Source organism: Ruminococcus bromii (genome assembly GCF_002834225.1).
In the GTDB taxonomy this organism is placed as follows: Bacteria; Bacillota; Clostridia; order Oscillospirales; family Acutalibacteraceae; genus Ruminococcoides; species Ruminococcoides bromii.
Window position 1 is genome coordinate 87,854 of record NZ_NNSR01000026.1, and the last position, 24,192, is coordinate 112,045.

Here is a 24,192-nt window from a genome sequence, read left to right on the forward strand (position 1 = left end):
TTTATTCTCGGAGCGTTTTTTATATCAGTTCACTGATTATTGAATTTGAAACAAGAAAACCTTTCGGTGTAAAGCTGATTGACTTGTCCGTAACATTTGTATAGCCGTATTTTTCATACTCTTTAGCTTTTTTGATAATGTAAGAGGGGAGGGTGTATCCGAATTTTTCCTCAAATTCAGAATAATTAAGACCGCTTTTCAGCCTGAGAGAGAGCATAATAAATTCTTCCTCATCTCCGCCCGTACCTTCAAAAGACAGCTTATTGTTATTAAAATCATCCATGCTTCTCGAATAAAAGAACCTTTTGCCCTCAAAAAATGAGTGTGCAGACGGACCTATGCCGATATATTCACCGCATCTCCAGTAATTGGTATTATGTCGGCTTTCATAACCCTGTTTTGCAAAATTAGAAATTTCATATTGCTTGTATCCGAGAGAATCAAGCATTTCAACAGCTCTCAGATACATTTCGGCCTGCATATCATCATCAGCAAGCTTAAGTTTATTTTGCACCTTATAAAACGGAGTATTCTCCTCGATTTTCAAAATGTATGATGAAATATGAGTAACTTTGCAATCGGCACAGAAACTGATTGATTTTTCAAGGCTTTCAATTGTCTGATTAGGAATTCCCATCATCAAATCAAGTGAAATATTATTAAATCCCGCACTTTTAGCCCTTTCAACAGAAGTTTTTGCATCATCTATGCTGTGAATTCTCCCAAGCAGCCTTAATTCATCTTCAACAGCAGTCTGCATTCCCATTGAAATGCGATTGAATCCGCAGGCATACATTTTTTCAAAATCAATAGTTTTGGCGGAGTCGGGATTGACTTCAACCGTAATCTCGGCATTATTTTGAATATTAAAATTAAACTTGATAAAATCAAGAATATCACAAAGTCTGTCTGCACCCAAAACACTCGGCGTACCGCCGCCGAAATATACGGTTGCAACATCTCTTTTGGCTTTTTCAGACCAGTATTTTATTTTATCTTTTAATTCAATCACATAATTATCGAAAGCGTTTTCATCTGCATTGCCGCTGAAAAAATCGCAATACGGACATTTGTGCTTACAAAACGGTATGTGAATGTAAAGACCGATAGAATTACTCATAAAAAACCTCATAAATGATTTTGAGGCAGAAACACAAGTTTCTGCCTCGATTTGGAAGGTATATGAAAAAATAGGAAAAATCACATTAAGTCCTTCTGTACCAATATATTACAATATATTTACAAATTTGTCAAGTTTTTGTAGCAATTATTTTTCTCACATTTTCTTCATTCTTTATTGACATATACCATCCAAAAATAGTAAAATATAGAATTGTGGATATACTTAACCTCCGAAGGGAAGAAAGATATGAGTTCATTTAAAGAAGAAATCAGCAAGCGCAGAACCTTTGCGATTATTTCGCATCCTGATGCGGGTAAAACAACACTTACGGAAAAGCTCTTGCTCTACGGCGGAGCAATTAACCTTGCAGGTTCGGTAAAAGGCAAAAGAACCGCAAAGCATGCTGTGTCCGACTGGATGGAAATTGAAAAACAGCGTGGTATTTCTGTTACATCATCGGTTTTGCAGTTTAAATATAACGGTTATTGCATAAATATTCTTGACACACCGGGACATGAGGACTTCTCTGAAGATACCTACCGTACACTTATGGCGGCAGACTCTGCCGTAATGGTAATTGACGGTTCAAAGGGTGTTGAGAAACAGACCATCAAACTTTTCAAGGTCTGTGTAATGCGTAATATTCCTATCATTACATTCATCAACAAGATGGACAGAGATGCAAAAAATTCTTTTGACCTTCTTGAAGACATTGAAAATGTTCTCGGAATTCACACCTATCCCGTAAACTGGCCAATCGGTTCAGGTAAGGAATTCAAGGGTGTGTATGACAGAAATTCTAAGAAAATCCTTGCTTTCACCGCTAATAACGGTCAGAAAGAAGTTGAAAAGAAAGAACTTACGCTTGACGATCCTGCCCTTGAAGATACAATAGGCTACTATCATAAGCAGGATTTGTTTGATGAAATAGAACTTCTTGACGGTGCAGGCGATGAATTTGACCTTGAAGCAGTCCGCAACGGTCAGCTTACTCCTGTATTCTTCGGTTCGGCTCTTACAAACTTTGGTGTTGAACCATTCCTTGAACAGTTCTTACAGCTCACAACTCCACCTCTGCCAAGAGAAACAGTTGATGAAAAGGTTGAGCCTATGTCAGACTTTTTCTCTGCATTTGTTTTCAAAATTCAGGCAAACATGAATAAGGCTCACCGTGACAGAGTTGCATTTATGCGCATCTGCAGCGGCAAGTTTGAAAAGAATATGGAAGTGTTCCATGTTCAGGGCAACAAAAAAATGCGTCTTTCACAGCCACAGCAGATTATGGCTCAGGAAAGAGAAATTGTTGACGAGGCATATGCGGGCGACATCATCGGTGTGTTTGATCCGGGCATTTTCTCAATTGGTGACACAATCTGTTCACCGGGACACAAGGTACAGTTCAGGGGAATTCCTACATTCGCTCCCGAACACTTTGCACTTGTCCGTCAGAAAGACACAATGAAGCGCAAACAGTTCATCAAGGGTACAAGTCAGATTGCACAGGAAGGTGCTATTCAGATTTTCCAGGAGCTTGACGCAGGTATGGAGGAAGTTATCGTTGGCGTTGTAGGCGTACTTCAGTTTGATGTTCTTAAATACAGACTTCAAAACGAGTACAACTGTGATATCATTATGGAAACACTCCCATATGAATTTATCCGTTGGATTGTAAACGATGACATTGATCCGAAAACTCTCGACCTTGCATCGGATACTAAGAAAATTCAGGATCTTAAAGGCAATCATCTTTTGCTCTTTACAAGCTACTGGAGCATAAACTGGGCGCTTGAACACAACAAGGGACTTGAACTCGCTGAGTTCGGTACAAACTAAATATTTAAAATATCGGAGGATATATGCTGTACGACAAGCTTAAAAATTATTCAAAAAGCGGCATATATCCTTTTCATATGCCCGGACACAAAAGAAAGGACATTACAGAAGAGGGTATAATACCGTATAATATCGACATAACCGAAATTCATGATTTTGACAATCTCCATTCGCCAAACGGAGTTATTGATGAAATTCAGAAAAAGGCTGCAAAACTTTACAATGCAAAAAATGCTTTCATTCTGATTAACGGTTCAACAGGCGGAATACTTTCAGCAATTCGCTCAATGACAAATCAAGGCGACAAGATCTTAATGGCTCGTAACTGCCACAAATCTGTATATAATTCAGCAGAACTGTTTAATCTCAATGTTGATTACATTTTTCCCGATACAGACAGCAGATACAATATTCTTACATCGGTTTCACCTTACGATATAGAAGATAAACTTACAAAACACAATGATGAAATCAGACTTGTGATCATAACTTCGCCTACATATGAAGGAGTTGTTTCGGATATAAAGTCAATTTCCGAAATCTGTCACAAACACGGAGCAAAATTACTTGTTGACGAAGCTCACGGAGCGCATTTTCCGTTTTCGGACAGTTTTCCCGACGAAGCACTTAACTGCGGTGCAGACGCAGCAGTATTGAGTCTGCACAAAACTTTGCCGTCATTAACTCAAACTGCATTGCTCATAACAAATGACAGCGAGCTTTCTGAAATTATTGCCGAAAATTTGGCTGTATTTGAAACAAGCAGTCCGTCATATATTTTAATGAGTTCAATCGAAAAATGTCTTGATTTCTGCGAAAACAGCAAAGATAAATTCAAGGAATATTGTTGCAATCTTAAAACGGTCAGAGAAAAACTTGAAAATCTGAAATATCTGAAAATTTATGATAAAAGCGATACTGATTTTGATTATGATATCGGCAAAATTGTAATTTCAACAGCGAACGCAAATATTTCGGGAACAAAGCTTGCCGAAATACTGCGAAATAACTATCAGATTGAAACCGAAATGGCATATTCGGACTATGTAATTGCCATGACATCTGTTTGTGACACCGAAAAAGGCTTTGAAATGTTTTCAGATGCTCTGATTTCAATTGACAGCAAACTTTCAAAAGGAGCCGACACCGAGCGTGTTCCGTTAAAAAATCTCTACACAGGCAAAAATTTCAACGCCTGCGAGTTGTACAAATTCAACAAAGAAACTATTCCGTTTCAAAATTCGGAATTCAGAACTTCTGCCGAATATATCTGGGTATATCCACCCGGAATCCCCCTCATCGTACCCGGTGAAATTATAAGCAAGGAACTTATAAATTACATTGAATATCTTTCAGCCTGCAAGGTTGAGATTATGTCAACAAAAGGCGGTATGACGAACTACATAAGCGTAGTTAAAAAAGATTGACAAATCAATGACTGTGTGATAATATTAAACTAACAAAATCTAACAAGGAGTTTGATTTATTATGAAGAGAATTAAAACTATCGAAACTCGTGACCTTAAGAAGAGCGTTAAGACAGGCGGTTGCGGCGAGTGCCAGACTTCATGCCAGTCAGCTTGTAAGACATCTTGCGGTGTTGCTAACCAGCAGTGCGAAAAGTGCATGAGCGAGAAATAATTCTATTTTAATTTGATTATTAAGGATTATCGCCGTTTTCCCAAAGGGTTAACGGCTTTCCTTTTGTCTAACGGAGATATTATGATTCATCAGTATAAACTTAACGGATACAACATAGTTCTTGATGTTTACAGCGGCAGTGTACACGCAGTCGATGACCTTGCTTATGATGTTATTGCAATGTACAAAAACGCAACAAAAGAACAGATAATCGACGAAATGCTTTCAAAATATGCAGACAATCCTGAGATTACAAAAGAAGAAATCTCCGACTGCATTGATGATGTAAAAGAGCTTGAGGAACAGGGAAAGCTCTTTACAGACGACAAATACGAAAACCTTGCATTTGACTTTAAAAAGAGAAACACAGTAATCAAAGCGCTTTGTCTGCACATTGCTCACACCTGTAACCTTAACTGCGAATACTGCTTTGCAAGTCAGGGCAAATACCACGGTGAAAGAGCGCTTATGAGCTTTGAAGTGGGCAAGAGAGCAATTGACTTTCTCATTGAAAATTCAGGCAGCAGAGTAAACCTTGAGGTTGACTTCTTTGGCGGAGAACCTCTTATGAACTTTGATGTTGTAAAGCAGATTGTTGCCTATGCAAGAAGCATTGAAAAGGAACACAACAAAAACTTTCGTTTTACACTTACAACAAACGGTATGCTTGTTGATGACGATGTAATTGAATTTGCAAACAAAGAATGTCATAATGTAGTTCTCAGCCTTGACGGCAGAAAAGAAGTGCATGACCATCTTCGCAAAACTGTAAACGGCAAAGGCAGTTATGATATTATCGTACCGAAATTTCAGGAATTTGTCAAAAAAAGAGGCAACAAGGGTTACTATGTAAGAGGCACTTATACACATAATAACACAGACTTCACAAACGATATTTTCCATATGGCGGATTTGGGATTTACGGAGCTTTCTATGGAACCGGTTGTATGTGCTCCCGATGACCCATATGCACTTACATATGACGATTTGCCTGTTCTTTTTGAGCAATACGAAATTCTTGCAAAGGAAATGCTCAAGCGTGAAAAAGAGGGCAGACCGCTCACCTTCTATCATTATATGATTGACCTTACAGGCGGTCCGTGCATTTATAAGAGAATCTCGGGTTGCGGTTCGGGTACAGAATATATGGCTGTAACACCTTGGGGCGACCTCTATCCCTGTCATCAATTTGTAGGCGATGAAAGGTACAAGCTCGGCGATATCTTTAACGGTGTTTCAAACACGAAAATTCAGGACGAATTTAAGCTTTGTAACGCATACGCCCGTCCTGACTGCAAAGACTGCTGGGCAAGACTTTATTGCAGCGGCGGTTGTGCCGCAAACGCTTATCATGCAACAGGCTCAATCACAGGTATTTACGAATACGGCTGTGAGCTTTTCAGGAAAAGAATGGAATGTGCCATTATGATGAAGGTTGCAGAAGCGGAAGAATAAAATTACGGTAAAATTTTCAGGCAGATACATTTTTTCTTGTATCTGCCTGTATTTTCGAGGTGCTGTATGAACGAAAAAATTATTATGCTCGGCACAGGAAGTGCGATGGTTACCGACTGTTATAATACCTGTTTTCTTCTGAAATCCGAAAACGACTGTCTTCTTGTTGACGCAGGCGGCGGAAACGGAATTTTATCCGCAATTAAGAAATCCGGAGTAGCTTGGAACAGCATAAAGACAATGTTTATTACTCATTCTCACACCGATCATATTTTAGGTGCCGTGTGGGTAATAAGGCAAATAAGCGCTCTTATGAATTCAGGCAAATATGACGGTAATTTTAATATTTACTGTCATGATGAATGTGTTGATTCAATCACGGCAATTTGCAACCACACACTTGCACCGAAATTTCTCAAAAATATCAATACAAAAATTTTCATCAATGAAGTAAAAGACAGCGAAAAACAAAATGCCGGCAGTATCCGACTCACTTTCTTTGATATATTTTCAGACAAAACAAAGCAATTCGGATTCAAGGCTGTTTTTCCGTCAGGAAAAGTTCTCGCCTGTCTCGGTGATGAACCGTTCAATGAAAAATGCAGAAATTTTGTTCAAAACTGTGATTATCTTATGTGTGAAGCTTTTTGTCTTTACAGTCAAAAAGATATTTTTAAGCCTTACGAAAAATTCCACAGCACAGCGCTTGATGCCGGAAAACTTGCAGAGAGTCTTTTGGCAAAAAATCTTATCCTGTATCACACCGAGGACGAAACACTTCAAACACGCAAAAGAACATATACTTCAGAGGCAAGAACAGTTTTTAACGGAAATATATTTGTTCCCGATGATTTTGAAGTTATTGACTTAAAATAATCTCATAACACCTGCTGTAATCATACAAAGCACAATTCCCATTGCAGTAGGCAAAGCCATAGAAACAAGCGTCCATTTAAGGCTGCCTGTTTCTTTTTTTATTGTCAGACAGGTTGTTGAACACGGATAATGAAGAATGCAAAGAATAATCGTGCATACAGCCGTTGTAATCGTCCAGCCGTTCATACTGAGTAGCTGAAACAGCTGATCGTAGCTTGAATAATCAACAAGAGTACCGCTTGCCATATATGACATAATTATAATCGGAATAACGGTTTCATTCGCAGGAAATCCAAGTATAAATGCCATTATTATAACACCGTCAACCCCGATAAATCTTCCGAACGGATCTAAAAAGTCAGTACAATATTTCAAGAGTGAAACATCGCTTATATGCACATTTGCAAGAATCCAAATTATCGCACCTGCCGGAGCGGCAACCGCAACAGCCCTTCCTAAAACAAATAAAGTTCTGTCCAACAGCGAACGGACAATAGTTTTTAAAATCTGCGGCTTTCTGTACGGCGGAAGTTCAAGCACAAATCCGGACTGTTCGCCTTTCAATATTGTGACTGAAAGCACCTTAGATATAACAAGTGTTATAAAAACGCAGAAAACTATTATTCCAATCAACAATGCCGCTACCTCAATCGAACTGCTCAGCGTAAATGCCGTACCTGCAAAGAACATTAGCAGTAATGCAATAATTGTGGGAAACCGTCCGTTACACGGCATAAAATTATTTGTAAGAATTGCAATCAGCCGTTCCTTGGGCGACTCAATAATTCTGCATCCCGTAACTCCACAGGCATTACAGCCAAGACCCATTGCCATTGTAAGGCTCTGCTTTCCGTGAGCACCGCACTTTGAAAAATGCCTGTCAAGATTAAATGCAATTCTCGGCAGATATCCCGAATCCTCAACAAGCGAAAATAGCGGAAAGAATATAGCCATAGGCGGCAGCATTACAGATACCACCCATGACAGAGTTGTATAAACTCCGTCAATCAAAAGTCCCGTTACAACATCGGGAGCGTGTAAAAAATTAAAGAGAATATACAGTTTCTCTTTTATAAAGCCAAACAAATTGCTTAACCATTCGCTCGGATAATTTGCACCGACAACCGTTATCCAGAACAATATGCCAAGCATTGCAAGCATAATCGGTATTCCTGCGGTTTTGCTTGTAAGTATTTTATCAAGCTTTCTTGTACAAGCATTTAACTCTGATTTTTCATATTTTACACAGTTATTTGAAATTTTGCTGCCGGTCTGCGAAAGCTTTTCAATATTCTGTTTGTAGTTTTTTTCGGATAGTATATCAACACCTTCAAAATTCCTTTTTACCCTAAAACATTTTGTCTTTCCGCTGCATACATTATAGATTGCTTCTTTTAATTCATCCAGACCTTTTTTGTCTGTTGCACAGGTTTTCACAACAGGTATTCCAAGGTTTAGCGATAACTCGTCGCAGTCGATTTTTATGCCGTTCTTTTCAGCCTCATCACAAAGATTAAGACAAAGAACAGCATTCTTTGTGACAGATAATACCTGCAATGCAAACGAAAGATTTCTTTCAATAACTCCGCAGTCAACTACTATTACAACACAGTCATTTTGATTTTGTATAAGACAATCCCTTGTTACCGCCTCTTCGCCCGAAAATGAAAGCAGGGAATAGCATCCCGGTAAGTCCGTAATACAAAATCTTGCGTCTTTGATTTTGCAACAACCTCTGGCAAACTCAACTGTTTTACCCGTCCAGTTTCCCGTGTGCTGTCTTAATCCCGTCAGTTCGTTAAAAATTGTACTCTTGCCTACATTAGGATTACCGGCAAGTGAAATTTTGTAATCACAATCCGATACATCCTTTTTATTAAAAGATGATTTATCCGTAGAAAACAATAAAAAAGCCTCCTTTTATTCAGGAGTAACAATGATATCTTTGCAATCGTTATTTCTCAGTGCCACAACGGCATTTTTAACAAGATACGCAGACGGATCACCGAACGGACTTGTAAACAAGGGGATAACAGGACTGTTCTCCATAATACCAAAATCAAATATTCTGTTTTTGATATTTTCATTACAGTTCACACGATAGACAATCCCCGTAACTCCAAGCGGTAACTTGTCAAGCGAACATTTTTCTTTCATCTGATTCACCGATTTCAACTTTTTATTAACAGGATATTCAATTCATACAACTGAGTTACACAAAAAGCCGGCCATAAACTAAACTTATATCGTACCTGAATAAACTCTGATATCAGAAAAATTTTAAGGAATTGACACGACTATAAACAGGTGTTATAATTAAATGCAGATTTCAAATGTATATAACTTAATATGGGTTTACGGTTCAAAATGCATCTTGCAGAGTAGATAACAGAGAATTCGGTGAGAATCCGAAGCAACAGTCATTACTGTATTTGGCATTGCCATAAGTCAGGTCGCTGTCCGTATGCCTCGGATTTTGCAAATCTTGGACAGGGAAGAGGTGCAGCCGACCATATCTATACAGACTTTTGGCCTGTATGGTTTTGTTTGTTGTGCCTTCCAAAACGGAAGGCTTTTTATTTTGCCTTTCGATATACATAATACAATATGGAGGAAAACACTATGAACAAATCTTTTAAAAAAATCCTCTCAATTGTACTTTCTGTAATGATGATTTCGTCACTTATGACGGTTTCACTTTCAGTAAGCGCAGTTGAAGACGGAAAAGTAAGAGTAATTGTCAGAAATGATACATACTCAGTAGAAAACGGTGCTCCGTGGGACGGTGTTCTCGTTGACGAGTGGGTAAGCATTGATAATGACTCTACTATGATGTCAGCGGTTGTTGACGCACTCAACAATCACGGTTACACACAGGAGGGTGCTGAGAGTAATTACTTCTCATCAATAAACGGTCTTGCTGCATCTGACGGTGGTGCAATGAGCGGTTGGATGGGAACACTCAACGATTGGTTTACAAACTACGGTTTCGCTGATATTACCGTTGCAAGCGGCAACCTTGAGAGCGGTGACGAAATCGCTATTATGTATACTTCAAACGGTTACGGCGAGGATATCGGCGGTACATGGGCAAATAACGATACAACTGTTAAATCGGTTGAAATCACAGGTGCTGAGCTTACAGGCGAATTTGATCCGTCAGTTACAGACTACACACTCACAATCGGCACACCGTCAGCTGATGTAAATGTAGTTCCTACTGCAACTAACAAAAACTTCCAGACAAGAAAATATAAGAATGAATATCTTCCTTCTGACGACAGTGCGTTTTACAAGAGAAGTCAGACGGTTAATGTTTCTGACGGTGACAAAATTATCATCGGCTGCGGTGATACTGCATGGCCGTCAATGAACACAAGTGAAGGCGGTACTGTATATACATTCACAGTGAAATATGCTCCTTCCGCAGCTGACACAGTTTCAAACAAGATTGACGAGGTTGCAAAATATCTCGCATCACAGGATGCCCCCACAGTTTCTTCGGTAGGCGGCGAGTGGACAGTCCTCGGTCTTGCAAGAGCAGGTAAAATCACAGACGAAATTGCAGACAGTTACTATCAGAATGCAGTTAAGTATGTTGAAGAAAAGGGTTCTGCAAAGCTTCACAATACTAAATCAACAGACAATTCAAGAGTAATCCTTGCACTTACGGCAATCGGTAAGGATGTTACGGATGTTGCATCATATAACCTTCTTGAACCGCTTGCAGATATGGATTATGTTAAGAAGCAGGGTATCAACGGTCCTGTCTTTGCACTCATCGCACTTGATACGGGCGATTATGAAATTCCGCAGACTGACGCCGCAAATCCCACAACAAGAGAAAAACTCGTACAGACAATTCTTGACGCACAGGTAGCAAACGGTGGCTGGACATTCTTCGGTACAACTGCAGATCCTGATATGACAGGTATGGCAATTCAGGCACTTGCTCCTTACTATTCATCAAACAGTGATGTTAAAGAAGCAATTGATAAAGCACTCACAGTAATGTCAAACGCACAGAATGAAAACGGTGGATTTGCATCATGGGGTTCTGTAAACAGCGAAAGCTGTGCACAGGTACTCGTTGCACTTACAAGCCTTGGAATTGATCCTACAAATGATGAAAGATTCATCAAAAACGGCAACACACTCATTGACGCTATGATGAATTTCTCCGCTGAAAACGGATTCGGTCATACAGATACAACATACAATCAGATGGCAACTGAACAGGGTTTCTATGCTTTTGTTTCATTTGACCGTCTTGTAAACGGCAAAACTTCACTCTATGATATGACAGACCGACTTGCAGAAAATTATACCGTAGGCGATGTTAACCTTGACGGTACAGTTTCGGTTGTTGATGCAACACTTGTTCAGAAGGCAGTTCTCAGTCTGGAGATACTTTCAAAGGTTTCTAACATAAAAGCTGATGTAAACGGTGACGGCGTTATCAATATAGTTGACGCAACACTTATTCAGAAAATTGTTGTAAATGCTTGATTAGCTTAATTGTAAATATGGAAAAGCTGAAAAAATTCGTTAAGAAAAATCAAGTACTCTTAATTGCTGTTTGCGTTTGTATTGCCGCACTTACTGCAACATTTTTTGCAGGCGGCAACCTTTCTGACAGTAAAGTTCAAACAGCGTCAACAGCTTCCTCAATATCGACAACAAGTGCAGACACAGAAACAACTTCTGTGTCTGCAACAGAGAAAATCACTCAAAGCCCCACCGATTCTACAAAATCGAACAAAGACAACAAAAATAAAAAGGATAAAAAAGACAATAAAAATTCCGAAGACAAAAAGAACAGCAAGGTCAGTTCGCAGAACAGCAGCAGTTCTTCTGTTGAAAAAAGTGAAAAAACCGAGCAGGTTTCAGGCAACAGTACTTCGGATAAGAAAAAGCCGTCTTCTTCATCAAACAGTTCTTCAAAACCGAACAAAAAGAATGATGTTCAGCCTACGACACAGGATAAGTACAAAACCGATCCCGTGCCGTCGGGAAAACCAAAGCCGGTTGAGCCGCAGGAGCAGGAAACAAAGGATACAAACCTTTATTGTACCTTTACAATAACCTGTTCAACAATTCTTAACAATATAGATGACCTTGATCCCGAAAAAATTGAACTCGTTCCAAAGGACGGTATAATCTTCAAAAAACAGAAGATTCAATTCAAAGAGGGCGAATCAGTTTTTGATGTTCTCAAAAGGGTTTGTATGGATAACAATATTCATATGGAATCAAGCTGGACTCCTATGTATAATTCCGCTTATATTGAAGGAATTAACAACCTCTACGAATTTGACTGCGGTTCTCTTTCGGGTTGGATGTACAAGGTCAACGAATGGTTTCCAAACTACGGCTGTTCACGATATGAGCTAAAAAACGGCGATGATGTAGTCTGGTGTTATACATGTGATTTGGGTTATGATGTAGGCGGAGGATACGCAACAGGAGAGTAACGATGAAGGATACCTTTTCAAATATGCATCCCTTTATCAATTTTATATTTTTTGCACTTACAATAGGGTTCACGATGTTCATCATGAACCCTGTTTGTCTTGCTGTCAGTTTTTCATGCGCGCTTGTAACCGCTTTATACCTTAACGGCAAAAAAGCTGTGAGATTGTCACTTGTTTTTCTTTTGCCTATGATACTCTTGATAGTTCTCATAAATCCTGTTTTTAATCATGAAGGAATGACTATACTCACATATTTTCCGTGGGATAACCCACTAACCCTCGAATCAATCGTTTACGGTATTGCAAGTGCATTTTTGCTGTCATCCACAGTTTTGTGGTTTTCTTCATTCAATGCAGTAATCACTTCCGACAAGGTAGTTTTCCTGTTTGGCAGAATAATGCCGTCATTGAGTCTGGTGATTTCAATGGCATTGCGTTTTGTTCCAAGGTTTTCGGCACAAATGAAACTTGTGCGTAATGCACAACACACAATCGGGAGAGATATAGACGAAGGAACATTGTTTCAAAGAATAAGAAATGCGGTAAAAATTCTTTCGATTATGATAACATGGTCACTTGAAAACGCAATTGAAACAGCCGATTCAATGAAAAGCAGAGGCCACGGTCTTAAAGGCAGAACATCCTATTCACTTTATAAATTTGACAAAAGAGACGCATTTATGCTTTGCACAATCCTTTTTACCGGATTGGTACTTATGATTTTGCTTTTTACAAACGCAATAAAATTCAGATACTATCCGTCAATCAAGGGCGATTTGTTTACGGTGCAAAGTATTATTTTTTATATATTCTACACATTTTTAATGCTGATTCCGTTATCTGTAAATGTTGGGGAGGGGTTAAAATGGAAACATATGCAATCAAAAATCTGAGTTTTCGATACCCCGAAACCGGTATTGATGTACTTAAAGATATTACTTTCAGCGTAAATGAGGGCGAGTTTATCACAGTCTGCGGTCCGTCAGGCTGCGGAAAAAGCACACTTCTCAGACATCTGAAACCCGATCTTTCACCGCACGGTGTTCTTTCGGGAGAAATATTCTTTGAAGAAAAACCTATATCAGACCTTTCTCACAGGGAGCAAAGCAGTAAAATCGGCTTTGTTATGCAATCACCTGAAAATCAGATTGTTACCGATAAGGTATGGCACGAACTTGCTTTCGGACTTGAAAGTCTTGGTTATGACAACAATACAATCCGAAAAAGAGTTGCCGAAACAGCTTCATTTTTCGGAATCCAAAATTATTTTGAAAAAAGTGTTCTCGAACTTTCGGGCGGACAAAAGCAAATTTTAAACCTTGCTTCAATTATGGCAATGCAACCGTCCGTTCTCATTTTGGATGAACCGACAAGCCAACTCGATCCGATTGCGGCAAGCGAATTTTTGCACTGCGTTTCACGCATAAATCACGAACTGGGGACAACGGTAATAATAACGGAACACAGACTTGATGAGGTACTTCCGCTTTCAGACAGGGTGCTTGTCATCGAAAACAACGGAATTTCAGCTTTTGACTCTCCTCAAAAGGTCGGAAAAATTCTTAAAGAAAAAGACAGTAAAACATTTCTTTCTATGCCTGCTCCGATGCAGATATGGCAGGCTGTTACAGAAAATGACAATACCGACTGTCCCGTAACTGTTCCAAGCGGCAAAAAGTGGCTTTCGGAATATGCCCAAAATCATAAAATGTATGAGCTCACGCCCGAAAACATTCAGAAACATTCTGATAAAGAAGCAGTAAGTCTTAATGATATTTGGTTCAGGTACGAAAAGTCGGGTGCAGATGTACTAAAAGGTCTTTCGCTAAAAATATATCAGGGGGAATTTGCGGCTATACTCGGCGGTAACGGAATGGGAAAATCAACCGCTTTGTCAATTATCTGTTCACTTAACAAGCCATACAGAGGCAAAGTTGAAATCTCTCCGCTTAACAAAAATTCTTTTGACACGCTCGTAGCAGCATTACCCCAAAATCCGCAGACACTGTTTTTGAAAAAAACTGTACTTGAAGATTTATACGAAGTATTTGACGGCAGAAAAATCAGCAAGGAGGAAAAAGAAAAACGGGTTACCGCAGCGGTAAAGCTGTGCAGACTTGAAAGTCTCTGCAATCGCCATCCTTATGATTTATCCGGCGGTGAACAGCAGAGAGCGGCTCTTGCAAAAATTCTTCTCATAAGACCTCAAATTCTTTTGCTTGATGAACCTACAAAGGGACTTGATGCCGAATTCAAGATTGAGTTTGCTCAGATTATATACGACCTCAATAAAGCCGGCATAACCGTTCTCATGGTAAGTCACGATGTAGAGTTCTGCGCTGTATATCCAAGCCGCTGTCTGATGTTTTTTAACGGTGAAGTTGTGTCGGAAGGTACACCGAGAACTTTCTTTTCGTCAAACAGCTTTTATTCCACCTCTGCAAGCCGGATGTCAAAAGGCATAATAGATAACGCAGTATCATCAAATGATGTCATATATGCATGCACAGGTCAAAACAGAGATATTCAAATTGACAGGAACACGCCTGATATTGACCTTTTTAAAAACGACACGGAAAATATTCCTCGCCCAAAAAACAAAGCTGAAAATAAAAAGCTTTCTTTTTTAAAAAAAATCTGCGGATTTTTTGGTGCAGTACTGTTCATACTCGGTCTGATTGTAAATCTGGAATATATTCCGAGTTTTTCAGCCAAAACTTTGCCTACCTGGTTCAACTGGGGAATTATCGGAGTATCTGTTGCGTTGCTTATGATTGCTTTCGGAACAAAATCAAAACGACCGATTGACCTGCCGAGAAAAAGTTCAAAACTGAGTAAAAGAACCGTCAGTATGGCAATTATGGTTTTGCTTGCGATTCCTGTTACAATTTTTGTAGGAATGACATATCTTCAGGATCAGAAATATCTTTTTATTTCACTTCTTGTTATGATTGAATGTATGGTTCCGTTTTTTCTTGTTTTTGAAGGCAGGCACCCAAAAGCGAGAGAGCTTGTCATAATTTCCGTTCTATGTGCAATAGCAGTTGCAGGACGACTTGCATTTACAATGTTGCCTCAGTTCAAGCCCGTTGTGGCAATTGTGATAATTTCGGGAGTAGCATTCGGCGGTGAATCGGGATTTCTTGTCGGTGCTGTAAGTATGCTTGTTTCAAATCTTATGTTCGGTCAAGGACCTTGGACGCCGTGGCAAATGTTTGCGGCAGGGATAATAGGCTTCATTGGCGGTATTCTCTTTAAGAAAGGTCTTTTGGGCAGAACAAGGACTTCGCTCTGTATATACGGTTTCATTGCCACAATGGTCATTTACGGCGGACTTATGAACCTTTATTCGGCACTCACATCACATTCCGCATTTAATCTAAATATGCTCATAACTTTTTATGTTCAGGGCTTTCCGATGGATATTGTTCACGCAGTTTCGACTGTTATATTTCTGTTTTTCGGAGCAGAACCTATGCTTGAAAAGCTTGACAGAATTAAAGTTAAGTACGGACTTATCGAATAAACCTAAACAGCAGATAAAATTTCTGCTGTTTTTTTGTGCTGTAATTCAAAAATTTTCGGCAAAAGTATGGACATAATCCGAAAATAATATTATAATTTTGGTGTGTCTGATTTTAATCAAACAGTATTTACAATCTAAAACGGCAAACTGTAAATACTTTTAATTCAGAATTAAAAAGGTTAAAGGAGAAAAAACATGGGCGGATTTATGGGTGTTGCAGCAAAACAGGACTGCGTATTCGACTTATACTTTGGAATTGACTATCATTCACACCTTGGTACAAGAAGAGGCGGTATGGTTGTTTATGACAAAGAAAAAGGATTTGACAGATCAATCCACAATATTGAAAATGCACCTTTCAGAACTAAATTTGATAAAGATATGCAGAGTATGAAAGGCAAATTCGGTATCGGCTGTATTTCCGACTACGAACCTCAGCCTCTTATTGTTCGTTCACATCACGGTACATACGCAATTACCACCGTAAGCAAAATCAATAATACAGATGAACTTGTTGAAGAAATTTTTGAAAGAGGCGGTTCGCATTTTCTTGAAATGAGCGGCGGTGAAATCAACGCAACCGAGCTTATTGCAACTCTAATCAATCAAAAAGAAAACCTTGTTGACGGCATAAGCTATGCTCTTGAAAAAGTTGACGGCTCTGTTTCGCTCCTGTTGATGAATAAAAACGGCATCTATTGCGCAAGAGATAAGTACGGCAGAACTCCTGTTGTTATCGGCAAAAAAGAAGATGCATTTTGTGTGGCGTTTGAATGTTTCTCATACAAAAACCTCGGCTACAATGATTATAAAGAACTCGGACCGGGTGAGATTACGGTAATTACAGACCAAAACTGCATTACACTCAAAAAGCCCGGCGATAAAATGAAAATCTGTACTTTTCTGTGGGTTTACTACGGCTATCCTGCAAGCTCATATGAGGGTACAAGTGTTGAGCAAATGCGTTACAACTGCGGTGCAAAAATGGCTGAAAGAGATTCCGTAAAGCCCGATATCGTTGCAGGTGTACCCGATTCAGGCATTGCTCACGCAGTAGGCTATGCAAATGCATCGGGAATCCCGTTCTCAAGACCGTTTATTAAATATACACCTACTTGGCCGAGATCATTTATGCCGACAATACAGAGTCAGCGTAATCTTATTGCAAAAATGAAGCTTCTCGCAGTTGAGGATTTAATCAGAGGAAAGAGCCTTCTCCTTATTGATGACTCAATTGTAAGAGGCACACAGCTTCGTGAAACAACGGAATATCTTTTTGAAAGCGGTGCAAAAGAGGTTCATATCAGACCTGCGTGTCCTCCGCTTGTATACGGCTGTAAGTATCTTAACTTCTCAAGATCATCTTCTGAAATGGATCTCATCACAAGACGAGTTATTGAAAGACTTGAGAACGGCAATGTTACAGACGAAATTCTTCAGGAATACACAAATCCCGATTCTGAAAAATACGAGCAGATGGTTGATGAAATCTGTAAAGAACTCAAGTTCACATCCTTGCGTTTTAACAGGCTTGACGATATGCTTGATTCCTGCGGAATTGACAAATGCAAACTCTGTACTTATTGTTGGGACGGTAAGGAATAATTAAATTTTATTTATAAAAATAAGGCATTTGCAATGAGAGTTCTCAAAGCAAATGCCTTTTGTTTTTACTTAGTATGCAATAATTTCGTAGCCATCCTCAGTTACAAGAACCTGAATTTCCCACTGAGCAGACATTGAGTTATCTTCTGTATAGATAGTCCAGCCGTTATCCTCATCAACGAAAATATCAGGTTTTCCTGCGTTTACCATAGGTTCAATAGTAAAAATCATACCGGGTACCATAAGCATTTCCGTACCTTTTTTAGAAATGTAACTTACCCATGGATCTTCGTGAAATTCAAGACCGATTCCATGACCTCCTACTTCACGAACAACAGAGTAACCTTTACTCTTTACATAATCATTGACAGCCTGACCCATATCTCCGAGAAAGCCCCAAGGCTTAACCTGTTTGAGTCCTTCATAAACTGCATTTTTTGTTTCTTCAACAAGCTTTCTGTTTTCCTCGCTTACATTACCGATACAAAACATTCTTGAAGAATCGGAGAAATATCCGTTCAAATTAGTTGAAACATCAACATTGATTATATCGCCATCTTTGATTATTACATCTTCCGACGGAATACCGTGACAAACTTCGTTGTTTATTGAAGTACATACGCTCTTGGGGAATCCCTCAAAATTAAGGGGAGCCGGAACACCGCCCATTTTGGTTGTGATATCATACACCCACTTATCAATTTCAGCTGTGCTGATACCCGCCTTAATATGTTCTGCAACATAATCAAGAACAGCAATATTAATCTTCGCACTCTCCTTGATTTTTTCAATCTGCTCAGCATTTTTCAAGATTTCATGGGAGGGAACAATGTGACCCGCAACCTCAAATTCCTCAATTTTTTCATCAAAATCTATATGACATTTTTTATACTTTTTTCCGCTGCCACACCAGCAAGGATCATTTCTGCCAGGTTTTTCCATTTTACTAACTTCCTTTCATTTTTCCAATTCATAATCTTTGATAATTATACCACCAAACAAATTTTATTACAACATCTTTGTCATATGCAAAAATCCAAAAGAAAAATCTTGTCAGAAAAAGTTTTGTAGTATATACTGAATAAGTAATATATAATCTCACACTCGGCATATTTTTATGCAGAGGTGTTTGTATGAATAAAAAAATCCCTACATTTTATGCTCTCTGCTTTATACTGTTTGCAATATTCTGCATTATTATGGTATCTGTTTTTTTCAGACTTAATCCGACAAAATCTGTTATAACCGAAAACAAAACAGAGCCGATAATCGTAATTGACGCAGGTCACGGTGGCGAAGACGGGGGAGCAGTAAGCGAAAGCGGTGTGCTTGAAAAGGACATCAATCTTTCTATAGCAAATAATTCAGCTGATTTATTAAAAATTTTCGGATATAAGGTTGTTCAAACAAGAACAGATGATGTATCCCTTGATAACGGAGAAGATTCGGTTCATTCAAGGAAAGTTGCCGATTTAAAAAAACGGCTCGAAATTTTCAATTCAGACAAAAACAATATTGTAATCAGTATTCATCAAAACAAATTTTCTCAAAGCAAATATTACGGAACTCAAATTTTTTATTCCCCGAATAACAGTCAAAGTCAAAATCTTGCGGAATGCATCAGAAATTCCGTAAAAAAATGCTTACAGCCTGATAACGAACGGCAATGCAAAAAGGCAGACGGCTCAATCTATCTTTTAAAAAAGGCTGAAAACCCGTCCGTTATTGTGGAATGCGGATTTATTTCAAATCCGGATGAACTTGCTAAGCTGCAAAGTGACGAATATCAAAAAGAAATGGCAACTGCAATCATAACAGGATTTTTAGATTATACTCATCAATAAATACAGGAAGTGAAATAAATGGCTTCAAAAATCAAAAGTGTTTACATATGTTCGGAATGTGGATACGAATCGCCTAAATGGTACGGAAAATGCCCATCATGCGGCGAATGGAACACAATGAATGAAGAAATTAAAGATACATCAAAACAGTCAGCAACTGCAAAAACACGCTCTTTTGCAACCTACTCAAAACCATACGCCATATCGGATATTTCAACCGAGGATGAGCACAGATATGACACAGGCTGCGGAGAACTCAACCGTGTACTCGGCGGAGGAATTGTAAAGGGCAGTCTTATACTTCTGGGCGGTGATCCGGGCATAGGCAAATCGACCGTTCTTATGCAGATTTGTCAGTACCTCGGTGATACTCTGAAAATTCTCTACATATCGGGAGAGGAGTCAAAAAGACAGCTCAAGCTCCGAGCAATAAGGCTGGGTGTAACTTCGCCGAATCTGTATGTAATGACCGAAACCGATGTTGAGGTTATTTGCGAACAGATAAAAAATCTCAAGCCTGACCTTGTTATGATTGACTCAATTCAGACGATGAATCTTTCAGAATTAAGCTCGTCCCCTGGCAGCATTACACAGGTACGAGAATCTGCCAATATGCTGATGAGAACCGCAAAAGGACTTGATATTCCTATGTTTATCGTAGGTCATGTCAATAAAGAGGGTTCAATTGCAGGACCAAAGGTACTTGAACATATTGTTGACACCGTACTGCATTTTGAAGGTGACAAACAGATGAGCTGCCGTATTCTTCGTGCCGTAAAAAACAGGTACGGCTCAACAAATGAAATCGGCGTTTTTGAAATGACTGATAAAGGGCTTAACGAAGTTGCAAATCCGTCTGTTATGTTGCTTTCAGGGCGTCCGAAAAATGTTTCGGGAACTTGCGTCACCTGTACAATTGAAGGATCAAGACCAATTCTTGCCGAAACACAGGGACTTGCCACACAAAGCGGATACGGCAACGCTCGCAGAATGGTTACAGGATATGACTATAACAGACTGTCAATGGTACTTGCCGTTCTTGAAAAAAGAGCAGGATACTATTTTTCAAACTGCGACACTTACATAAATATCGTAGGCGGATTGCGAGTTGACGAACCTGCGATTGACCTTTCAATTGCCATGGCTCTTATAAGCAGTCTGAAAGATACTCCGATTGACGAAAACGCTGTTGTATTCGGTGAAATCGGTCTTGCAGGTGAAATTCGTGCTGTATCAAACGCTCAGATGAGAATTAACGAGGCGGTAAGACTCGGCTTTACAAAAATCATTCTGCCGTATCATAATCTAAAAGGTGTTTCATGTGATGATGCTGAATTGATCGGAGTAAAAAACATTCGTCAGGCATTTGAAGCGGTAGGACAATGAGCAGTTTTGTAATATCAAACAAATATCCATGTTTTGCCGATGAGCTTTCAAAAATGGGGCATAATGTTATATTTTCGGACACTGTCAAAGCATTTCCGCAACCTGAACAAGCTCATGCCGATATGCAGATTTTGACGATAAATAATACTGTTTTTGTACTTAAAGAGTGCGAAAAGCTAAAAACTTTACCATATAAAGAAAATTTGATTATATGTAAAAATAAAGCAGGGAAGAAGTATCCCGAAAATATATTGCTGAATTTTCTTTTCTTTAATAATAAGCTTTACGGTAAAGCATCTGCAATAGATCCGACTCTTTACAAATATTGTGTAAAAAACGACATTGAAATCGTAAACATAAATCAAGGATACGCAAGATGCTCAACTCTAATACTCAATAATCGCACTGCCGTAACAGCTGATATTTCCATAAAAAATGCTCTTGAAAAAGATGGTGCAGAGGTGTTATTAATATCCTCGGGTGATATAAAACTTGAAGGATATGACTATGGATTTATAGGCGGTGCAAGCGGAAAAATCTCTGATAATACCGTAGTGTTTTTTGGAAATGCTGAAATGCATCCCTACTATTCTTCTATAAGAGAATTATGTTCTAAAAATAAAATTGAAATTAAAATATTATGCAAAAATATGCCACTCACAGATGTGGGCGGCATAGTAAGAATTGTCTAATCTTTCTTCTTAGGTTTTATTTTTGCAAGCGGATTTGAATCAGCGGCATTTTTCATTTGTTCCGAACTCAAATGCGTATAAATCTCAGTCGTACCGAGATTTTCGTGTCCGAGAACCTCTTTAAGCACTCTGACATCAACTCCGCCTTGCTGATACATAAGCGTAGCGGCGGTATGCCTAAGCTTATGACAGGAATATCCCTGAGAATCAAGTCCGATTTTCTCAAGATATTTATATACCATAGCCTGAATTGTTTTCACAGACATTCTGCGGTGATTACGGCTAATAAACAACGCTTTTTTATCCTTAACTTCTTCAATCGGACGCACCTTCATATACTCATTATAAGCGTCAATGCAAGCAGAGTTTAGATAAACAATGCGTTCTTTATTGCCTTTACCGACAACACGCATTGTACCGTCACTATGAATATCATTATAGTTAAGACCTGCCATTTCAGACACACGCAGTCCGCAATTGAGGAAGAGAGTCAAAATACAATAATCACGCTGTTTGTTATTTCCGTCAACTGCATTAAGAAGTTCAATGCTTTGTTCAAGAGTAAGATACTTTGGCAAAGTTTTTTTATTTTTTGGTGATTCAAGCTGTTCCACGGGATTTGTATCAAGCAAATGTTTATTATTGGTTATGTACTTAAAAAAGCCTTTCAGACTGGAACATTTTCTTGCACGGGACGCACTCTTATTGTTGCGGTCACGATAAAGAAAATTCATATAATCATATGCAAGTTCAAGCTTAACAGTTTTAATTAAATCAAGGTCAACATCGTCAATTTTAATTTCATCAAACTCAGTACCGTCAGGCACAAGACCACGCATTACTTTTAAAAATCTAAAAAAAGTTCTGAGATCAATAAAATATTCGTCAACGGTTTTCTTCGACATATTTTTGATTGTCTGCTTGTAAATTAAATAGTCCTTTAAAATTGCAGGAGCTTCATCACGAAAATCAACTGCCATAAACACACCACCGTAAATTTATTTCTTATAATGGATAACTCAGAAAAGTTGAACTAAAATCTGTATTAAAAGAATTACAATGCTATTATAACGCAAAAAAGGGCGGTGTATATTCCAATTACGAAAATTATACAAAATGATTATTTTGTATAATTCGGGGAACAGGTAAAATAAGATAAATCCGAAACATATTGCTAATGCTAATTTACAGCATTTAAATTACAACAGCCGTACAGACCCAAACGAATCTGTACGGCTGTAAATTTTAAAGGAATTTAACTTTTAAATTAGCAAACGCCCTGCTGAATCATTGAATCAGCAACCTTCTCAAAACCTGCAATATTAGCACCTACTACATAGTCACCTTCATGACCATACTTCTTAGCTGCAGCAGAAATGTTCTTATAGATGTTAACCATAATGTTCTTGAGCTTAGCGTCAACTTCTTCAAATGTCCATGAAAGACGCTGTGAGTTCTGGCTCATCTCAAGAGCTGATGTAGCAACACCGCCTGCATTAGCAGCCTTACCCGGTGCAAAGAGAATGCCGGATTTCTGGAGAAGCTTTGTAGCCTCAAGAGTTGTAGGCATGTTAGCGCCTTCGGCAACAGCATAGCAACCGTTAGCGATAAGTCTTTTAGCATCTTCCTCGTTAAGCTCGTTCTGTGTAGCACACGGAAGTGCAACATCACACTTAACTGACCAATCGAATTTGCCTTCGTGATACTCTGAGTTAGGACGATAGTTCTTATACTCTGTAAGACGCTGTCTTTTAACTTCCTTGATTTCCTTAATAGCATCAAGGTCGATACCTTCAGCATCATAAATCCAACCTGTTGAATCAGCCATTGTAACTACCTTAGCACCAAGCTCTGTAGCCTTTTCTGTAGCGTAGATAGCAACATTACCTGCACCTGATACGCAAACAGTAGCACCCTTGATGTCCTTGCCGTTATCCTTAAGCATAGCCTCTGTAAGATAAAGAAGACCGTAACCTGTAGCCTCTGTTCTTGCGAGTGAACCGCCCCAGTTGAGACCCTTACCTGTAAGAACGCCTTCATATACATTTCTGATTCTCTTATACTGACCGAACATATAACCGATCTCACGAGCACCTGTACCGATATCACCGGCAGGAACATCTGTGTCAGCACCGATGTGCTTGCAAAGCTCTGTCATAAAGCTCTGGCAGAATGCCATAACTTCTCTGTCGCTCTTGCCCTTAGGGTCAAAGTCAGAGCCGCCCTTACCGCCGCCGATAGGAAGACCTGTAAGTGAGTTCTTAAAAATCTGCTCAAAACCAAGGAACTTAATAACACCGAGGTTTACTGACGGATGAAGTCTTAAACCACCCTTGTAAGGTCCGATAGCACTGTTGAACTGAACACGGAAACCGCGGTTTACCTGAACCTTGCCGTTGTCATCAACCCAAGGTACTCTGAACATAATAACTCTTTCAGGCTCTGTAATTCTCTCAAGAATGCCATTCTCCTCATACTTTGGGTTCTGTTCGAAAACAGGTTCAAGTGAAGTAAGAACTTCGGTAGCAGCCTGAATAAATTCAGGCTCGTTTGCATTTTTTGCTTTCAGCTTTTCAAGCTGTTCACTTACATATGACATAAGTAAGTCCTCCTTAATAAAATTCGCATAAATTATACGGAAATTAGTTCCGATTATGCTGTAGCACAGTAAAGTGCTGCAATCAACATACTAATAATACTATACTTTGAACGAATTTGCAATATCTTTTGTGAGATT

General features: G+C 39.0%; 19 protein-coding genes. 13 read left to right on the forward strand and 6 right to left on the reverse strand.

The features are described from left to right. Nucleotides 1–19: 19 nt before the first annotated feature. The gene (gene hemW / locus RBATCC27255_RS01915) at nt 20–1,120 is read right to left on the reverse strand and encodes a radical SAM family heme chaperone HemW (protein WP_169923203.1); all 1,101 of its coding nucleotides are present in this window, start codon (nt 1,118–1,120) and stop codon (nt 20–22) included. Between the two features lie 249 nt (nt 1,121–1,369). Here hemW and RBATCC27255_RS01920 point away from each other — a divergent pair, with 249 nt between their 5' ends. The 5 genes from RBATCC27255_RS01920 (at nt 1,370) to RBATCC27255_RS01940 (ending at nt 6,928) form a co-directional block, all read left to right on the forward strand. After that, nucleotides 1,370–2,956 carry a peptide chain release factor 3 gene (locus RBATCC27255_RS01920; RefSeq protein WP_021883920.1) on the forward strand — a complete coding sequence of 529 codons (1,587 nt, stop codon included), beginning with the start codon at nt 1,370–1,372 and terminating at the stop codon, nt 2,954–2,956. A gap of 23 nt (nt 2,957–2,979) precedes the next feature. Then, nucleotides 2,980–4,383, forward strand: a complete 1,404-nt coding sequence (locus RBATCC27255_RS01925; RefSeq protein WP_101028488.1) for an aminotransferase class I/II-fold pyridoxal phosphate-dependent enzyme — start codon at nt 2,980–2,982, stop codon at nt 4,381–4,383. A 61-nt stretch (nt 4,384–4,444) separates the two neighbouring features. Beyond that, entirely contained in the window at nt 4,445–4,597 is a 153-nt protein-coding gene (gene scfA, locus RBATCC27255_RS01930; RefSeq protein ID WP_015523845.1) for a six-cysteine ranthipeptide SCIFF, read from the forward strand. Between the two features lie 81 nt (nt 4,598–4,678). Further along, on the forward strand, nt 4,679–6,052 hold the full coding sequence (scfB, locus tag RBATCC27255_RS01935) for a thioether cross-link-forming SCIFF peptide maturase (RefSeq protein WP_101028489.1): 1,374 nt from the start codon (nt 4,679–4,681) through the stop codon (nt 6,050–6,052). A gap of 66 nt (nt 6,053–6,118) precedes the next feature. Then, nucleotides 6,119–6,928 (forward strand): MBL fold metallo-hydrolase, encoded by an 810-nt coding sequence (locus tag RBATCC27255_RS01940; protein WP_101028490.1) that lies wholly within the window; start codon nt 6,119–6,121, stop codon nt 6,926–6,928. Here the strand turns inward: RBATCC27255_RS01940 and feoB are convergent. Then, nucleotides 6,920–8,833 carry a ferrous iron transport protein B gene (gene feoB / locus RBATCC27255_RS01945; RefSeq protein WP_101028491.1) on the reverse strand — a complete coding sequence of 638 codons (1,914 nt, stop codon included), beginning with the start codon at nt 8,831–8,833 and terminating at the stop codon, nt 6,920–6,922. The two genes, RBATCC27255_RS01940 and feoB, sit on opposite strands and share 9 nt — an antisense overlap. Before the next feature lie 15 nt (nt 8,834–8,848). Next, a complete protein-coding gene (locus RBATCC27255_RS01950; protein ID WP_046432725.1) occupies nt 8,849–9,085 on the reverse strand; it encodes a FeoA family protein in 237 nt (78 codons plus the stop codon). 465 nt (nt 9,086–9,550) lie between these two features. On the opposite strand from RBATCC27255_RS01950, the gene RBATCC27255_RS01955 reads away from it, so the two are divergent. From RBATCC27255_RS01955 to RBATCC27255_RS01975, 5 genes are all read left to right on the forward strand, one after another. Then, nucleotides 9,551–11,437, forward strand: coding sequence for a dockerin type I domain-containing protein (locus RBATCC27255_RS01955; protein ID WP_169923204.1), 1,887 nt, complete (start codon nt 9,551–9,553; stop codon nt 11,435–11,437). Beyond that, nucleotides 11,434–12,402 (forward strand): DUF4430 domain-containing protein, encoded by a 969-nt coding sequence (locus RBATCC27255_RS01960; RefSeq protein WP_242958533.1) that lies wholly within the window; start codon nt 11,434–11,436, stop codon nt 12,400–12,402. The genes RBATCC27255_RS01955 and RBATCC27255_RS01960 overlap by 4 nt, the downstream gene beginning before the upstream one ends. A 2-nt stretch (nt 12,403–12,404) precedes the next feature. Next, nucleotides 12,405–13,295 (forward strand): energy-coupling factor transporter transmembrane component T, encoded by an 891-nt coding sequence (locus RBATCC27255_RS01965; protein ID WP_101028494.1) that lies wholly within the window; start codon nt 12,405–12,407, stop codon nt 13,293–13,295. Continuing rightward, nucleotides 13,268–15,928 carry an ATP-binding cassette domain-containing protein gene (locus RBATCC27255_RS01970; RefSeq protein ID WP_101028495.1) on the forward strand — a complete coding sequence of 887 codons (2,661 nt, stop codon included), beginning with the start codon at nt 13,268–13,270 and terminating at the stop codon, nt 15,926–15,928. The genes RBATCC27255_RS01965 and RBATCC27255_RS01970 overlap by 28 nt, the downstream gene beginning before the upstream one ends. A gap of 195 nt (nt 15,929–16,123) precedes the next feature. Continuing rightward, the gene (locus tag RBATCC27255_RS01975) at nt 16,124–17,533 is read left to right on the forward strand and encodes an amidophosphoribosyltransferase (protein ID WP_101028496.1); all 1,410 of its coding nucleotides are present in this window, start codon (nt 16,124–16,126) and stop codon (nt 17,531–17,533) included. A 69-nt stretch (nt 17,534–17,602) separates the two neighbouring features. Here RBATCC27255_RS01975 and RBATCC27255_RS01980 read toward each other — a convergent pair whose 3' ends face one another. Next, on the reverse strand, nt 17,603–18,475 hold the full coding sequence (locus tag RBATCC27255_RS01980; RefSeq protein WP_101028497.1) for a methionyl aminopeptidase: 873 nt from the start codon (nt 18,473–18,475) through the stop codon (nt 17,603–17,605). 191 nt (nt 18,476–18,666) lie between these two features. On the opposite strand from RBATCC27255_RS01980, the gene RBATCC27255_RS01985 reads away from it, so the two are divergent. The 3 genes from RBATCC27255_RS01985 to RBATCC27255_RS01995 are packed head-to-tail and all read left to right on the forward strand — an operon-like array spanning nt 18,667 to nt 21,455. Then, a complete protein-coding gene (locus RBATCC27255_RS01985) occupies nt 18,667–19,377 on the forward strand; it encodes an N-acetylmuramoyl-L-alanine amidase (RefSeq protein WP_101028498.1) in 711 nt (236 codons plus the stop codon). Between the two features lie 18 nt (nt 19,378–19,395). Next, nucleotides 19,396–20,763, forward strand: a complete 1,368-nt coding sequence (gene radA, locus RBATCC27255_RS01990; protein WP_101028499.1) for a DNA repair protein RadA — start codon at nt 19,396–19,398, stop codon at nt 20,761–20,763. Further along, nucleotides 20,760–21,455 carry a DUF6873 family GME fold protein gene (locus RBATCC27255_RS01995; protein ID WP_101028500.1) on the forward strand — a complete coding sequence of 232 codons (696 nt, stop codon included), beginning with the start codon at nt 20,760–20,762 and terminating at the stop codon, nt 21,453–21,455. Before radA ends, RBATCC27255_RS01995 begins: the two co-directional genes overlap by 4 nt. Here the strand turns inward: RBATCC27255_RS01995 and RBATCC27255_RS02000 are convergent. Then, a complete protein-coding gene (locus tag RBATCC27255_RS02000) occupies nt 21,452–22,435 on the reverse strand; it encodes a tyrosine recombinase XerC (RefSeq protein ID WP_101028501.1) in 984 nt (327 codons plus the stop codon). The genes RBATCC27255_RS01995 and RBATCC27255_RS02000 overlap by 4 nt on opposite strands. A 287-nt stretch (nt 22,436–22,722) precedes the next feature. Continuing rightward, complete coding sequence (gdhA, locus tag RBATCC27255_RS02005; protein WP_015523831.1) at nt 22,723–24,054, reverse strand: NADP-specific glutamate dehydrogenase; 1,332 nt, start codon at nt 24,052–24,054, stop codon at nt 22,723–22,725. Nucleotides 24,055–24,192 lie beyond the last annotated feature (138 nt).